Below are 15,170 nucleotides of genomic sequence, written 5' to 3'. Positions count from 1 at the left end.
GAGGCGCGTTGAATGCAAGACCCAATGTCATGCAAAGGGTATGGTTAATTTCGACATTTCTGATTGCTGTTGGGCTGCTCTCTGTTGGAGTGTGGTCATACGGCTTTCGTCAGGCTTTGTCGCCGCTGAGCGATAAGGCTGAGGCCGATCTGGAATTGGCCGCCGACCGCCTTAGCACACAAATGCAGGTCTATCAGGAACTGGCTGTCTTGATGGCCAGCCACCCGGCTGTTCGAACGCTTGTCACGCCGAGCGATCGCGCCATCGCGCAGGCTGTGTTGCTGGACGTGGCAGACAAAACTGCCGCCGTTAACATTGTCTATCTGGACCGTCTGGGCAGGGTACTTGCAGCCGCCCACCCGGTGCCTGAATTGACGATGGCAGACCATCCCGCATTCAGGCGCGCCATGCAGGGTGCTATGGGCAGTGCCCACGGGGTCGAGTCCACAAGCGGCGATCGAACCTATTCCTATGCAGCTCCTGCCTTTGGTCCCACCGGTATAGTCGAAGGCGCATTGATGGTTATAGCCGATGTGCAGGATGTCGAACAGACTTGGCGGGGCAGTACCGAGGCCATTTTCTTTATTGATGGGGAAGGTGTGGTGTTCATCTCGAACCGATCCGACCTGTTGTTCTGGCGTCGGACCGAAGGTCAACCGGGGCTGGTGCCGCCCGAGGGGCAGACGGTCGATTTCTCGTCGAATCTGATCGGACGACACGAGCTTTGGACCTTGAATTGGGGCCGGTATCTGCCACAGCGTGCGTTACACCTTACACTTGATCTACCGGTGATAGACATGACAGCCGAGGTGCTGGTGGATGTGGCCCCGGCGCGCCGTCTGGCGAATTTGCAAGCAGCGGCGGTAGCTGCGATCTGTCTGGCCTTCGGGGCGCTTTTGTTTATGGCAACCGAACGCCGGCGCGCGCTTGCTGAGGCCAATGCGGTGCTGGAAAGCCGCGTGACGCGCAGAACCCATGCACTTACCGCCGCGAACTCCGCCCTGCGGCGCGAGGTCCATGAACGGGAAGAGGCAGAGGTGGCGCTGAAACATGCGCAGGAAGAGCTTATACAGGCCGGGAAGTTGAGTGCGCTCGGGCAGATGTCGGCGGGCATTAGCCATGAGTTGAACCAGCCGCTGATGGCCATTCGCCAATTCGCCGAGAATGGAACGGCTTTTCTGACCAGAGGTGACGAGTCAAAAGCCGCCGAGAACCTCACCAGAATTTCCGATTTGGCCGCGCGAATGGCGCGAATTATCAAGAACCTCAGGGCTTTTGCCCGCAATGAAAACGAGCCCATGGGCAGAGTTGATCTGGTTCAGGTAATAGAAACGGCGTTGGAATTGACCGAGGCCCGGCTGAATTCGGAAAACGTTCGTATGGAATGGCAGGCTCCAGATGTCCCTATCTATGCTTGGGGTGGCGAAGTGAGATTGGTGCAGGTGTTCGTAAATCTGATTAACAACGCCGCCGATGCCATGAGTGAGCAACAACAACGCATGATCAAGATCGCGATAAACAGTGACAAGACCCTGACGGTCACGGTCAGCGACACAGGTCCGGGGATCGAGAACTCGGAGAAGCTGTTCGAGCCGTTCTATACCACCAAAGCTGTCGGTTCGTCTGAGGGCATGGGGCTGGGGTTGTCGATCTCTTATGGTCTGGTTCAAAGCTTTGGTGGTAATATTCGGGGCACCAACGCTCCGACAGGTGCGGTATTCACTGTGGAACTGGAACATTTCAAGGACGTAGGGGCAGCATGACCCGCAAAGTGCTTTTGGTCGATGACGACTCGGCAGTGCGCGAAGCGCTGGCCCAAACGTTAGAGCTTGCCGATTACGAACCTGTGACAGCAGGGTCCTTCGTGGCGGCGAAGGATCATATCCGGGCGGATTTCGCGGGAGTGATCGTGTCGGATATCCGGATGCCTGGTCGGGACGGGTTTCACCTGTTGACCTACACCCGCGATATGGATGCTGATCTGCCTGTCATCCTGTTGACTGGAGAAGGCGACATACCAATGGCAGTGCAGGCCATGGGGCAGGGTGCATTCGACTTTTTGGAAAAGCCCTGCGCCGCGGCAGATCTGCTAAAGGTGTTGGGCAAGGCATCCGAAGCGCGAAAACATGTCCTGCAACAACGCGCAATGAAAAGCGAACTCGAACGCGGCGATCCAGCGGCACGCCTGCTGTTCGGTCTCTCATCAAAGGCCGAAGAACTGAGGGAAAGGGTTCGTACAGTAGCCCAGACAGGGGCCGAAGTTTTGGTCACCGGACCGGCTGGCAGCGGAGTGTCCAAAGTTGCCGAGGTCGTTCACCTAATGTCGCCGCAAAGTCAGGGCCCATTTGTCAAACGTCCATCCGCCGGCCTGTCGACCAGCGATCTGGTTCATGTCTGCGAAGATGCAGCCGGTGGTTCCCTTTTTCTGGACGAAATCTCGGCCATGCCCGAGGCCACGCAATATGCAGCACTGGAGATGGTTGAACAGGGTGTAGGCGCCCGAATTCTGGCGGGCACGACCACTGACCTGGCCGAATTGTCTTCGGATGGACGGTTTCTTGCGGATTTGTTCTATCGTTTGGATGTGATGCGCGTTCGCATACCGTCGCTTGCCGAGCGCCCCGAGGATATACCTGTAATCTTCCGCCACTATGTAGCACAGGCAGCCGAACAGGCCGGGATAAAGGAACCGGAAATCACGTCGGACCATCTGGCATCGCTGATGACCAGAGACTGGCCGGGCAACGCACGGTCGCTGATGTCAGCCGCAATGAGGTTTGTGCTGGGAATGCCTGAAGATGTCTCGCAGGCCGCAGAACTGGGGTTGAGCGAGCAGATGGCACGGGTCGAAAGATCTCTGCTGATTGCTGCCCTTGGCCGGCATAACGGCAAGGCATCAGAAGCCGCAAAGGCGCTAAAGCTGCCTCGCAAAACCTTCTACGACAAGCTGGCGCGATACCACATTCGTCCTGAAGACTACCGGAGGTAAAGGCTCCCGCCAGCTTTTCCCGCATTGTCATGCGGTTAAGCTGTTGGGCGTGGCAGTCCGCTGACGCGGACTGCGGGGCGAACCAAATGCCCGGCAATCGATTCGGATTCGGCGAATCGTTATTTGTGCGGAAATCCACACAATGGCGCAGATATATGTGCGGATTCTCGCACGGCTTTCTTGCAGGCTCAAACAGAGACTTGGTTGAATGCGTGTAACATCAAGTAAATAAATGACAAAATGTCAACCGGCGGCGATTCCCACAAAAAGTTGAGAGCGTGAGCCCGATTCGGTTCACTCGCCGCCATGGGACGACTTCGGCACGTCCGGAGACGTAGTGAAGTATCTGGGAGAACTCGACTGATGAAATTTCTGACAACGGCAGCGACCGCCGTCGCTCTAACCGTAACAGCAACCGCAGGCATGGCCGCTTGTGAAGACGGCGAAATCGTCGTGAAATTCGCGCATGTGACCAATACCGATAAACATCCCAAGGGTATTGCAGCCTCGTTGCTGGAACAGCGCGTTAATGATGAGATGAACGGCGTGATGTGCATGGAGGTCTACCCGAACTCCACGCTCTATAACGACGATAAAGTCCTTGAGGCGATGTTGCAGGGCGATGTGCAACTGGCGGCCCCGTCATTGTCCAAGTTCGAGAAGTTCACCAAGCAATTCCGCCTGTTCGACCTGCCGTTCATGTTCAAGAACATTGACGCGGTAGACGCATTTCAGGCTTCGGCTGATGGTCAGGCGATGAAAGACAGCATGCAGCGCCGTGGCCTGCAGGGGCTGGCATTCTGGCACAATGGCATGAAACAGATGTCGGCCAACAAACCGCTGGTCGATCCGTCGGATGCCAATGGCCTGAAATTCCGCGTCCAATCTTCTGACGTGCTGGTCGCGCAGATGGAGGCGATTGGCGGAAGCCCGCAGAAAATGGCTTTCTCAGAGGTTTATGGTGCGTTGCAGCAAGGTGTCGTCGACGGACAGGAAAACACTTGGTCCAACATCTACGGCAAGAAGTTCTTTGAGGTTCAGGACGGTATCACTGAAACCAACCACGGTGTCATCGACTATCTGGTCGTGACATCGGTTGACTGGCTGGACAGCCTGGATCCTGCGGTGCGCGAACAGTTCCTGACCATTCTGGGCGAAGTGACAGAACAGCGGAACAAAGAATCCTTCTCGGTGAACGAGGAAGCCAAGGTCTCGATCACAAATGCGGGCGGTATCATCCGTGAACTTAACCCTGAACAGCGTCAGGCCTGGATCGACGCCATGAAACCTGTCTGGGAACAGTTCGCCGGTGACGTGGGTCAAGAAAAGATCGACGCCGCACAGGCTATCAACGCCGGGTTCTGATCCTGGTATACGCCGCGCGTCCGGGGACTGGGGAGTATTCGACGCGCAGGCAGGGTGGGCCGATTTGGCCCGCCCAAACAGCACTTATCTCAAAAAAATGTGGGGACAGATAGATGTCTGGTGCGCAATCCGGCCAAGGCGGGCTGGTCGACCATATCGAAGAAACCTTGATCGCATCGTTGCTGGGCCTGATGACGGCTGTGACATTTGCCAATGTGATCGCAAGGTATTTCTTTAATTCCAATATCCTATGGGCACTGGAGCTGACGGTATTCGCCTTCGGCTGGTTGGTGCTGCTTGGGGCGTCTTATGCCGTCAAGAAACACGCTCATCTGGGAGTGGACGCCATCCTGAACATGCTCAGCCCGGCGCCTCGACGGATTTTGGCTCTGATCGCTGTAGCCTGCTGTCTGGTGTTTTCTCTGCTGATGCTAAAAGGCGCATATGACTATTGGGCCGTGTTCGCGGATCTGCCGCCCACATCGGGGCGATGGTTCCCTACCGGGTTCAACTTCGATGCACGCAGTCAGAGCTTTTATGAGGTCGACGACATTCCGATGGTTGCCCCGCTGCGGTTTCTTGAGGATCTGATCAACTATGGCGAGGGCTATGAAAAACTGCCCAAGGTGGTGCCGTATCTGGTTCTGCCCGTGTCGATGCTGCTTTTGGTGATCCGCTTTGCGCAGGTTGCGGTACAGATTTGGCGCGGCGAAGCCGATCGGATGGTCGCTAGCCACGAAGTCGAGGACGAGATTGAAGAAGTCCGCGCTCAGCAAGGAGAGCACAACTGATGGATGTCATTCTTCTGTTCTCGATGGTCGTAGGCTTGCTGTTGATCGGTGTACCGATTGCGGTGGCTCTGGGGCTCAGTTCGACCCTGTTTCTGCTGATCTATTCCGACAGTTCGCTCGCTTCGGTCGCAGGTACCTTGTTTGAGGCTTTCGAAGGGCATTTTACCCTGCTGGCGATCCCTTTCTTCATTCTGGCCTCGTCCTTCATGACCACGGGCGGCGTGGCTCGGCGCATCATCCGTTTCTCGATTGCCTGCGTGGGGCACTTGCCCGGAGGTCTGGCGATTGCGGGCGTGTTCGCCTGTATGCTGTTTGCGGCCCTGTCGGGGTCGTCTCCGGCTACGGTGGTGGCCATTGGTTCGATTGTGATCGCTGGTATGCGGCAGGTTGGCTATTCCAAGGAATTCGCCGCTGGCGTTATCTGTAACGCAGGGACGCTGGGTATTCTGATTCCGCCGTCGATCGTGATGGTGGTCTATGCCGCCGCTGTCGAAGTTTCTGTCGGGCGCATGTTCCTCGCCGGTGTGATCCCCGGTCTGTTGGCTGGGCTGATGCTGATGATTACCATCTATGTGATGGCCAAGGTCAAGAACCTACCCAAGGGTGAATGGAAAGGCTGGGGCGAAATCCTTGTCTCGGCACGCGAAGCAGGTTGGGGTCTGTTCCTGATCGTGATCATTCTGGGTGGCATCTATGGGGGTATCTTTACCCCGACCGAGGCCGCTGCGGTGGCCGCAGTCTATGCATTTTTGATTGCCAGCTTCGTCTACAAGGACATGGGTCCCCTCAGCACCGAGGGTGAGGAAAAGAATATCTCTTTGCTCAGAAAGCCTTATGCGCTGATCACGGCGATTTTTCACCCCGACACCAAGCAGACGTTGTTCGAAGCTGGGAAACTGACCGTTACCCTGCTGTTCGTTATCGCCAACGCCCTGATCCTGAAACATGTTCTAACGGATGAACAGGTACCGCAGCACATAGCAACTGCCATGCTGTCGGCAGGTCTGGGACCGGTGACTTTCCTGATCGTGGTCAATGTGATCTTGCTGATCGGCGGCCAGTTCATGGAGCCTTCGGGCCTGCTGGTTATCGTAGCACCACTGGTGTTCCCGATTGCAATCGAGCTGGGCATCGACCCGATTCACCTAGGCATCATCATGGTTGTGAACATGGAGATCGGGATGATTACACCGCCGGTCGGCTTGAACCTGTTCGTGACCTCGGGCGTGGCGGGCATGCCGATGATGGGCGTTGTCCGGGCGGCCCTGCCATTCCTGGCGGTCCTGTTCGTCTTCCTGATCATGGTGACCTATATCCCGTGGATATCCACCTTCCTGCCCAACACCTTCATGGGGCCGGAGATCATAACAAACTAGCGGGTCCAACCGCTGAGAAAAAGACCGGGCAGGGGATCTCTGCCCGGTCACTGCGTCTTGAACGGGGCGCCATGGGGATTATCTAAAGGCAGAGGACGACCTCTCCATCACGGGACAGTATCCGGGACGACCCGGACTGATCAGAGGTCTCTTCTATGCCCTGGATTATCCTGTTGTTTGCTGGCCTGCTTGAAATTGTCTGGGCCGTGGCGATGAAACAATCTGCCGGGTTCACCCGGTTCTGGCCGACCGCCCTGATGGCGGTTTCGATGCTGGGTTCGTTCACCTTGCTGGCGCTGGCCATGCGGACGCTGCCTTTGGGAACAGCCTATGTCATCTGGACGGGAATAGGAGCGGTTGGCGCGTTTACCTTTGGTATTCTTTTTCTGGGCGAAGCCCTGACCGCCACGCGGATCTGCGCGGCAGTCTTGATCATAGCCGGGATGGTGACGATGAAAATGGCCTGATCAGGCCTTTTCCAGAGCCTGAATGATGCCCGAAAAATCGTCAGCCTTCAGGCTCGCCCCGCCCACCAATGCGCCATCCACGTTCGATACGGCGAAAATCTCGGCGGCGTTTGATGGCTTGACCGAGCCGCCATAAAGCAGCCGGACCGAACGTCCAACGCCTTCGCCAAAGCGCCGTTCCAGCCGCGCGCGGATAAAGTCATGCACCTGACCGATTTCATCCAGAGTGGGCACTTTGCCCGTGCCAATGGCCCAGATCGGTTCGTAGGCGACTATTAGGTTTTCGCCCGTTGCCTGATCCGGGATCGAGCCGGACATCTGACCGCCGATTATATCCAGGGTATTGGCGGCCTCGCGCTGTTCCAGGCTTTCACCGACGCAGATGATTGCCTTTAGCCCACCATTCATAGCGGCAATAGACTTAGCACGAACATCTTCATTCTGTTCACCATGATCTTCGCGGCGTTCAGAATGGCCAAGAATGACGGCTGACGCTCCGGCGTCGGCCAGCATCTGGGCGCTAATGTCACCTGTATGCGCGCCCGAGTTTGCCGCGTGGCAATCCTGACCGCCTATCTGGATGTTTCCGCCCGGGACCTTCTCTTTGGCCCGATGGATCAAGCTGGCAGGTGGGCAGATCAGAATATCAACTGCCGGGGCAGCATGCATGTGAGAAAGGGCCTGAAGCTCTCTCAAGTCGGCAGCATTACCATTCATCTTCCAGTTTCCAGCCGCCAGTTTGCGCCGCATATCGCGTCCCCTTGAAATAAATCGGTTTTCTGGTGACCGGATATCATTGCCAGTCAGGTCTGACAATTCCGGTTGCAGAGCCCGTTGCAAAACGGCAGTTTCCGCCGCGATGAGGAATGAGCAATATGATCGAACATCTTGATCTTGAAAAACTGGATCGGTGCGACACGGCGGAATTGGCCAAATTGACCCGCGCCGTCGGTGAAGTTGGGTTTCTGACCGTGTCCAATACTGGTATCTCCGCCTGTCGGGTAGAACGGGTCATCTCGGCATATCACGCATTCTTCCGGCTGCCAGAGGCCGAGAAACGGCGTGTTGATATGGCTGTGACCGGGTCCAACCGTGGGTGGGGCGCCTCGCGCTCGGAACAGGTAGATCCAGCTGCAAATCCTGACTTCAAAGAGGTGTTCGATTGCGGATACGAGCTAGCTGAGACCAATAGGTACTTTGGCAAGAACCTCTCGGTTTATGCCCCGAACCAATGGCCGGAGACTGTGCCCGAGTTTCGATCAATCATCGAGGCCTATTATGGTGACGCCTGTTCGGTTGCCATGCGGGTGTTGCGCGCCATTTCGGTGGCATTGGGCAAGGATGCCAACAGCTTTGACACTGCCTTCGACACGCCCATGGCCCTTTTGCGCGGCAATTATTACCCGCAACGTCCAGTCTGGGCAGGCGAAAAGGATTTCGGTATCGGAGCGCACACTGATTATGGCTGTCTGACCCTGCTGGCCACCGATGGTCGAGCAGGGTTAGAGGTACAGATGCCGGACCAGAGTTGGGCTCAGGTCCAAGCGCAGCCCGGAACATTCATTATCAATTTTGGGGAGATGCTGGAATTCTGGACGGCAGGGGCGGTCAAGGCAACTCTGCACCGTGTGATCGGTGGATCTGCTGAAAGGCTGTCGGTTCCTTTGTTCTTCAACCCGTCTTATGACACCAATGTTGCCCCGCCACATTCAGAGAATGTCATCCAGGCAGGAGAGCACTTGACGCGTCGTTTCAACGAGACCTATGTGCACTTGCAGGCAGCGTCTTAAGGCTGAGTTGCAATGCTTTCGTCGAACTTGATGGATTCTCCGCAACCGCAGGCATCTACAACATTCGGGTTGCGGAACTTGAAACCGGATTCAAGCAGCGAGACCTCATAGTCGATCTCTGTTCCAAACAGGAACATCTGTGCCATCGGGGCGATCATGATCCGCGCGCCGTCCTGCTCGACCACTTCATCATTGGTGTCAGGCTGGTCGACATAGTCCATGGTGTATTCCATCCCGGCACAGCCGCCTTTCTTGACGCCAATACGCAAACCAGCATGGCCGCCCGAAGTCATCAGGCGGGCAATCTGCTCTGCAGCCTTTGGTGTCATTGTTACGGCCTGTTTGCCGGGGATGCCGAACATCATGATCTCCGTCGTTGTTCGTTGTTGCTAATGTAGTGCCGCGAGGCATCAGGCTCAAGACATAGCAGGTTTTCTTACCTAACTTTTACTGTCGGATTAGATTTCCCGCCTGAGTCGGTAAGCAAGGCTTGCTTTGCAAATTACACTCGTCATAGCCTGACCCATGATCCACTTTTGGAAAATATTTGAGGTTGAATAGCATGAAAAGACTTTGGTTTAGAAAAAAAGAAATTCTTACAATTCCTTCTCTGATGCTGTCTGTGTTTTTGGCTCAGACGGCGATCGCAGAAGAAAAGCAACATCCGGTAAACTGTGCAACGGCTGAAGGTGATTTGCGCGCGATTGCAACCGAACGAAAACATGCAGAGGAAGAGCAGGCCAAAAGTGTAATTGCCATTACACCTGCTGGGGCGCTTCTAGGCCTTGTGACTGGAACCGAAAAGAAAAGACTAACTATGTTATCAGGAGATTACATAGAGAAGCTTAACCAGAGGTCGGACGAAATCAAATCGACCTGCGGAATTCAATAACAGCAGGCCATCGCACTTGGCCTTACATAAATCCAAGTTCCAGGCGCGCTTCGTCTGACATCATTTCCATGCCCCAGGGGGGCTCCCAGGTCAGTTCCACGTCAACTTCTTTTACGCCGGCCACGGGTTCGATTGCCTCGACGATCCACCCAGGCATTTCGCCGGCAACCGGGCAGCCGGGCGCGGTCAGTGTCATGATGACCTTGACCGCGTTTTCCTGGGTGATGTCGATCGTATAGATCAGACCCAGATCATAGATGTTTACAGGGATTTCGGGGTCATAAACCGTTCGGCAGGCGTCGACCACCGGCTCATAAAGAGGGTGTTCAATCGTTGAAGGGGCAATAAGAGGTGTGCCTTCAAACTGTTCGCTCGGGTGAGTCATTCGTGCCTCGGGTTTGTTACCTGACGAATTATATAGGGAAAGCCTCGGGCAGCGTCCAGAGGCACAATGACACCCCCTTAAGGGGTGCCATAAGAGTTTAGTCGTTTATGTCATGTCTGAACTTCTTCACCTGGCCATGGGGCAGAGCAAAGACGCGGCGCAGGATCAGCCAGGCAATCAGCGACAAAGTCGCAAAGATCATAAGCAGGATCGGCAGCGACGGTACTATGCCAGGGATTGCCAGCAGAATACCCGTCAGCCCGGCCCCGATGGCGAAACCCAGAAAGATGAACCCAGGTAGGACTAATTCGAGGATGCCCAAAGCCAACGCGCCAGCCAGCCATAGCCACCATGTTAACCAAAAGGGATCAACCATTATGTACGTCCTTTCAGCATGTTGAAGGCGTTTCCGAAAGCTTCAAGCGCATTGGCAGGTACAACGATAGTCTGCGAGCCATTGCCGGTGCCCAGCGTGTTCAATGCCTCAACCTGTTTCAATGCAACCTGGTACTGAGCCGCTTCGATACCGTTTTCCTTAATCGCCTGGGCAACAACACTGGTTGCATAGGCTTCGGCTTCGGCTTGAATGCGGCGCGCTTTGGCCGTTTGTTCTGCCGCATAGAGTTCGGCGTCGGCCTGAAGCTCAACAGAACGTTTCTTGCCCTCAGCCTCGGTCACCTGCGCGCGGCGCGCGCGCTCAGCATTCAACTGTTGCAGCATCGCGTCACGGGTCGCCTGATCGAGGTTAACGTCCAAAATCTCGGCGCGCGTCACTTCGATCCCCCAGTCATCCACTGCGGTTTCGACGCTTCCTTGAATCTGAGTGATCAGTTGAGCACGGTTCGACTGAACTTCGTCCAGGTCCATCTTGCCGATTTCCGCCCGGACGATACCGGCAACGGTCGTCGCGATAGCACCATCTACATCGCGGATGCGGTAGACTGTCTTTTCCGGCTCTAGGATGCGGTAAAAGACCGAAGTGTCGATTTGGACCAGAACGTTATCTTTGGTGATTGCGTCCTGCGTTGCATTGGGAAGTTGGCGTTCCAGAATGGATATCTTGTGCCGCGCAACATCCAGTAAAGGAACGATAAAGTTGATGCCAGGGCCAAGCACCGAATGCAAGCGCCCGAACCGTTCGACCACATACTTTTCTGATTGCGGCACGATTTTAATGCCTTTTAGCGTGATGATGACGATCAATGCCGCCGCGAGCAGGTAAATTATGTTCGAAGAAAGCAATCCAATGATTTGGTCTTCGGTCATATCTGTCCTCTTTTATTGTGTACGATAGTATACATTTGGGGGTTGAATCGCCCTTTTTCAACTCTGGTATGGAGGGATTGTGCTTGGATTCAAAACGCTGATCCATGGATTTTGGTTAGTTTTTGCTATTGTGACCGCTTTGCATCCCCTCGCGTTTGCGCTATCGGGCTGGGATGAAACTGATTATTGATACAGACCCCGGCATCGACGATGCGATGGCCATTGCATATGCCGCTGCAGCCCCCGAGATTGACTTGATCGGCCTGACGACCGTTTTTGGCAACACCCACGTTCATCAATCCAGCCGCAATGCACGGTTTTTGGTGGATAAACTTGGGTTGGACATTCCCGTCGCCCAAGGCGCGGCCTATCCACAGGGAACAGGGCACCACGCACCGTCCGAACATGTTCACGGTCCCGAAGGTTTTGGGGATATTACCGATATCCCGGAAATCGGGGCGAACCATGAATTGAATGCCACGGAATTCCTGGTTGAAATGGCGCGCCGCAACAAGGGAGAGCTGACGGTTTGTGCAATCGGCCCCTTGACTAATATTGCTGCGGCGATGCGTCTGGATCCTGAGTTTTCGCAAAACATCAAACAGTTGGTGATCATGGGTGGGGCGGTTTTCTGCCCAGGCAACATCACGGAACATGCCGAAGCAAACATCTATCACGATGCCCTTGCCGCAAATGAAGTGTTTGCAGCACCGCCGGCGACCGTTGTGGTTGGTTTGGATGTCACCTTGAAAACGCTGTACAAAAGTGCGGATTTTGACGGTCTGGCCCAACGCTCGCCCGATATGGGGGCTTTCCTGCGCGACATCTCGGTATTTTACCTGAAATTCTACAAGGATATCGGCGGGTTGGAGGGCTGCGGCCTGCATGACTCGACTGCTGTGATCGCCTGCACCCATGGCACGATGTTCGAGATGGTCGAAACCGGGGTTGAGGTAATTGTAGGCGGTACGGAATCCGGCGCTACGCGTCCGGTCTCGACGCGACCGGCTGTGCTGGTATGCCGGGATGTTGACGGGGCGGGGGTTGTTGATCTGTTTACCCGGCAGGTTGCCTCTTTACCCTGACAACTTGCAATGGCTGAACAGATCGGGCAAATCCTGCCCGGTTCAGCGAACCAAGGATGCCCAATGACAGACCGTTTCTCATTTGACCTGAAGGCCACCGACGGCAAGGCCCGCGCCGGAGTGATCCACACGCCGCGCGGTGAAGTGCGTACTCCGGCGTTCATGCCCGTAGGCACTGCTGCGACGGTCAAGGCGATGATGCCGGAGAGTGTCCGCGCAACCGGTGCCGATATCTTGTTGGGGAACACCTATCACCTGATGCTGCGCCCTACGGCTGAACGCATTGACCGTTTGGGTGGGTTGCATAAATTTATGAACTGGGATCGCCCGATCCTGACCGATTCTGGTGGATTTCAGGTCATGTCCCTGGCTGGTCTGCGCAAACTGACCGAAAAGGGCGTGACCTTCAAATCTCACGTGGATGGGTCCAAGCACGAGCTGACCCCGGAACGCTCGATGGAGATACAGCGCCTGTTGGGGTCGGACATCGTGATGTGTTTTGACGAATGTCCGGCCCTACCCGCAGATCGGGATCGAATTGCTGAATCAATGCGCCTGTCGATGCGATGGGCCGATCGATCGCGACAGGCTTTCGGCGACCGTCCTGGACATGCGTTGTTTGGGATCATGCAAGGCGGGCTGGAACAGGATTTACGCGAAGAAAGTGCCGAGGCGCTGAAAGCGATCGGATTTGAGGGTTACGCGGTTGGCGGTCTGGCCGTGGGCGAAGGTCAGGAGGCAATGTTTGGTTGCCTCGACTACGCTCCTGACTTTCTGCCAGCCGACAGACCGCGCTATTTGATGGGCGTTGGAAAGCCTGACGACATTGTCGGAGCTGTCGCCCGCGGGATCGACATGATGGATTGTGTCTTACCCTCACGGTCCGGTCGCACAGGACAGGTGTTCACTCGTTACGGCGTGGTCAACATAAAGAATGCCCGCCACGCAGATGACCCGCGCCCGCTGGATGAGGCCTGCTCATGCCCGGCTTGTTCGAACTACTCTCGCGCCTATCTACACCACGTGTTCCGCTCGAACGAGATGATCTCGGGCATGCTGCTGACCTGGCATAATCTGCACTATTTTCAGGAAATCATGCAGGGTATGCGCGATGCCATTGCTGCTGGCACATTCGATGTCTGGCAGGAGACCTTCCATGCGCAGCGCGCGCAAGGGGATATTGAACAGATTTAGGTTCAGCGCTTTTTCAGTCGACCTAACAAGACACCAGATTGAGGGCGCTTTACCTGCGTTTACCGAACAGCCAGCGCTTCTTTTGTGGTTTTGCATCAAGGTCGTAGCCAAACCCTTCGAAAAAGCTACGAACTTCTGGTGTCAACATCCCACGGCCACTTGCATATTGAGGCAGGTCGAAGCCACCGCCATAGTTCAGCTCGACAACGACCGGACCAGACTCGGTTATAGCAATGTCGGTCGACTGATATCGAATTGGCTGAAAGGTTCTTGCAGCACGGTCATTTATTTCGATCAATTCGTCCCAAAAAGGCAGTTTCAAGCCCATTAAACCGGGGTTGTCAGGATGGTCATCCAGGAATTCTGTTTCCATCTTGGCGCGGCGCGCGACGGTTTCGATAACACCGGTTTCGATATTGATCGAACAAGCAAGGTTCCCCGGTCTCCAGAAGGCGTCCGCAATATTGGGGCCCTGCGGAAGTTTAATAACGGCAACTGGGCAAAAGACGTCGTTTTCTCTTACCAGAGTAACCATTCGCACCGTTGCAAGGGCTGAAGCGTAGTCTTGGATTGCAGAGTGATTTTTGAGCAAAGGTTGCACGACATATGAATTCTGCCCAATGAACTCGTCTAGGAATGCCTCATAGGTGATCGGCGGTTGGCCTGCACAAGTGATAGTGGATTGATCCGCGTCCTCGATCAAAAAGGCCCCAAAGCTTACCATCCCCTCGACGATCTTTCCAAAAAGACCACCTTCCAGATGGTTGCAAACGAGATCGCGCAACGCCTCAGGAGTGTTGATTTTCGTAACCCCGGGGTAGTGTCGGTTCGAACGGTCGATGACGCCAACGGTTTCCGGGACAGGTACACCCGCTGTTTCAAGCAAAGTAGAAGCCAGTATCTTGTCTTCTGCGGCACTGTTCCAACCATGATGGTTACACTTGTGGGCGATGGGCCAATGGAGATCATTGGAGATGTATGCCGCGCGTTCGGCGTCGGTAAAGCGGTCTTCGTGATGAAGGCCATTGCGCACATACTCGACCATATTCAAACGGCTGGGAGGCTTTGCCATTTGATTGAAGCTCCGTTGGACTTGTAAAACTGAGCGCCCAGAGCTTTTGGCGGCATGCGCTAAAAGAGTCGCATGATCGGAGTCGCGGGCAGATAGGTACCGTTGATGGTCGGATTCCGCAGCATTGATATTTTTTGGATTTGTCATCTCTACGACTCACAGTAATCGATCAGAAGTTGGGGTATGCAATCATATTGTTTGCAATGATGGCAGGCTTTGGGCAGCTGCCTGTTAGATAGTGTTGTACTTTTGCTGTTGGTTTCTGAATTTCCAGGCAGACATTCGCCGAAGAAACCAAGCGGGGTCAAATTGAGAATTTGACAAGACCGATCATGTTATCGTCTTGCGGAGGCGCAACCTTCCGGTCATTGTTAGGTCCACTACAGGTAAGGTTGAAATAGGACGCTTGGCGCACCACCTTTACCTTCCAGACAGGAGACGGCCGGGGGTTGCCTAGATGAGGGACCAGTGCCGTCTTGCCAAAGATAAGGATTGAGC

At 55.1% G+C, this 15,170-nt stretch carries 16 protein-coding genes; 10 read left to right on the top strand and 6 right to left on the bottom strand.

Annotation, left to right across the window (positions count from 1 at the left end; translation table 11 throughout):
- Positions 1–29 precede the first annotated feature (29 nt).
- The 6 genes from AC2FH0_RS04055 (at position 30) to AC2FH0_RS04030 (ending at position 6,988) form a co-directional block, all read left to right on the top strand.
- Positions 30–1,763: a sensor histidine kinase gene (locus AC2FH0_RS04055; protein ID WP_496788637.1), complete on the top strand. Its 1,734-nt coding sequence runs from the start codon at positions 30–32 to the stop codon at positions 1,761–1,763.
- Entirely contained in the window at positions 1,760–2,989 is a 1,230-nt protein-coding gene (locus tag AC2FH0_RS04050) for a sigma-54-dependent transcriptional regulator (protein WP_496788635.1), read from the top strand. The genes AC2FH0_RS04055 and AC2FH0_RS04050 overlap by 4 nt, the downstream gene beginning before the upstream one ends.
- A gap of 363 nt (positions 2,990–3,352) precedes the next feature.
- On the top strand, positions 3,353–4,354 hold the full coding sequence (locus AC2FH0_RS04045; RefSeq protein ID WP_142634078.1) for a DctP family TRAP transporter solute-binding subunit: 1,002 nt from the start codon (positions 3,353–3,355) through the stop codon (positions 4,352–4,354).
- Between the two features lie 113 nt (positions 4,355–4,467).
- Positions 4,468–5,145 (top strand): TRAP transporter small permease, encoded by a 678-nt coding sequence (locus AC2FH0_RS04040; RefSeq protein WP_142634075.1) that lies wholly within the window; start codon positions 4,468–4,470, stop codon positions 5,143–5,145.
- Positions 5,145–6,521, top strand: coding sequence for a TRAP transporter large permease (locus AC2FH0_RS04035; protein ID WP_271946870.1), 1,377 nt, complete (start codon positions 5,145–5,147; stop codon positions 6,519–6,521). Before AC2FH0_RS04040 ends, AC2FH0_RS04035 begins: the two co-directional genes overlap by 1 nt.
- 155 nt (positions 6,522–6,676) lie before the next feature.
- Positions 6,677–6,988 carry a DMT family transporter gene (locus tag AC2FH0_RS04030; protein ID WP_142634071.1) on the top strand — a complete coding sequence of 104 codons (312 nt, stop codon included), beginning with the start codon at positions 6,677–6,679 and terminating at the stop codon, positions 6,986–6,988.
- Here the strand turns inward: AC2FH0_RS04030 and tpiA are convergent, their stop codons facing one another.
- Positions 6,989–7,738, bottom strand: coding sequence for a triose-phosphate isomerase (tpiA, locus tag AC2FH0_RS04025; protein ID WP_496788634.1), 750 nt, complete (start codon positions 7,736–7,738; stop codon positions 6,989–6,991).
- A gap of 116 nt (positions 7,739–7,854) precedes the next feature.
- On the opposite strand from tpiA, the gene AC2FH0_RS04020 reads away from it, so the two are divergent.
- Positions 7,855–8,778, top strand: coding sequence for an isopenicillin N synthase family dioxygenase (locus AC2FH0_RS04020; protein ID WP_496679576.1), 924 nt, complete (start codon positions 7,855–7,857; stop codon positions 8,776–8,778).
- Here AC2FH0_RS04020 and AC2FH0_RS04015 read toward each other — a convergent pair.
- Positions 8,775–9,140 (bottom strand): HesB/IscA family protein, encoded by a 366-nt coding sequence (locus AC2FH0_RS04015; RefSeq protein ID WP_142634067.1) that lies wholly within the window; start codon positions 9,138–9,140, stop codon positions 8,775–8,777. The two genes, AC2FH0_RS04020 and AC2FH0_RS04015, sit on opposite strands and share 4 nt — an antisense overlap.
- Before the next feature lie 200 nt (positions 9,141–9,340).
- Between AC2FH0_RS04015 and AC2FH0_RS04010 the strand changes: the two genes are divergently transcribed.
- Complete coding sequence (locus tag AC2FH0_RS04010) at positions 9,341–9,670, top strand: hypothetical protein (RefSeq protein ID WP_496691309.1); 330 nt, start codon at positions 9,341–9,343, stop codon at positions 9,668–9,670.
- Positions 9,671–9,692: 22 nt separating this feature from the next.
- Here the strand turns inward: AC2FH0_RS04010 and AC2FH0_RS04005 are convergent, their stop codons facing one another.
- From AC2FH0_RS04005 to AC2FH0_RS03995, 3 genes are all read right to left on the bottom strand, one after another.
- On the bottom strand, positions 9,693–10,055 hold the full coding sequence (locus AC2FH0_RS04005; RefSeq protein ID WP_142634063.1) for an SUF system Fe-S cluster assembly protein: 363 nt from the start codon (positions 10,053–10,055) through the stop codon (positions 9,693–9,695).
- Between the two features lie 97 nt (positions 10,056–10,152).
- On the bottom strand, positions 10,153–10,431 hold the full coding sequence (locus AC2FH0_RS04000) for an NfeD family protein (RefSeq protein ID WP_496704697.1): 279 nt from the start codon (positions 10,429–10,431) through the stop codon (positions 10,153–10,155).
- On the bottom strand, positions 10,431–11,321 hold the full coding sequence (locus AC2FH0_RS03995; RefSeq protein WP_142634059.1) for an SPFH domain-containing protein: 891 nt from the start codon (positions 11,319–11,321) through the stop codon (positions 10,431–10,433). The genes AC2FH0_RS04000 and AC2FH0_RS03995 overlap by 1 nt, the downstream gene beginning before the upstream one ends.
- Before the next feature lie 173 nt (positions 11,322–11,494).
- Between AC2FH0_RS03995 and AC2FH0_RS03990 the strand changes: the two genes are divergently transcribed.
- On the top strand, positions 11,495–12,406 hold the full coding sequence (locus tag AC2FH0_RS03990; protein ID WP_496788632.1) for a nucleoside hydrolase: 912 nt from the start codon (positions 11,495–11,497) through the stop codon (positions 12,404–12,406).
- A gap of 63 nt (positions 12,407–12,469) precedes the next feature.
- Positions 12,470–13,600, top strand: a complete 1,131-nt coding sequence (gene tgt, locus AC2FH0_RS03985; protein ID WP_496788631.1) for a tRNA guanosine(34) transglycosylase Tgt — start codon at positions 12,470–12,472, stop codon at positions 13,598–13,600.
- 49 nt (positions 13,601–13,649) lie between these two features.
- On the opposite strand, the gene AC2FH0_RS03980 is transcribed toward tgt, so the two are convergent.
- Positions 13,650–14,819, bottom strand: coding sequence for a sugar-transfer associated ATP-grasp domain-containing protein (locus tag AC2FH0_RS03980; RefSeq protein WP_496788630.1), 1,170 nt, complete (start codon positions 14,817–14,819; stop codon positions 13,650–13,652).
- Positions 14,820–15,170 lie beyond the last annotated feature (351 nt).

The organism is Ruegeria sp. CDSC051 (genome assembly GCF_059610665.1).
Note: the sequence above shows the minus strand (reverse complement) of the source record. Positions and strands in the feature narration are given on the sequence as shown.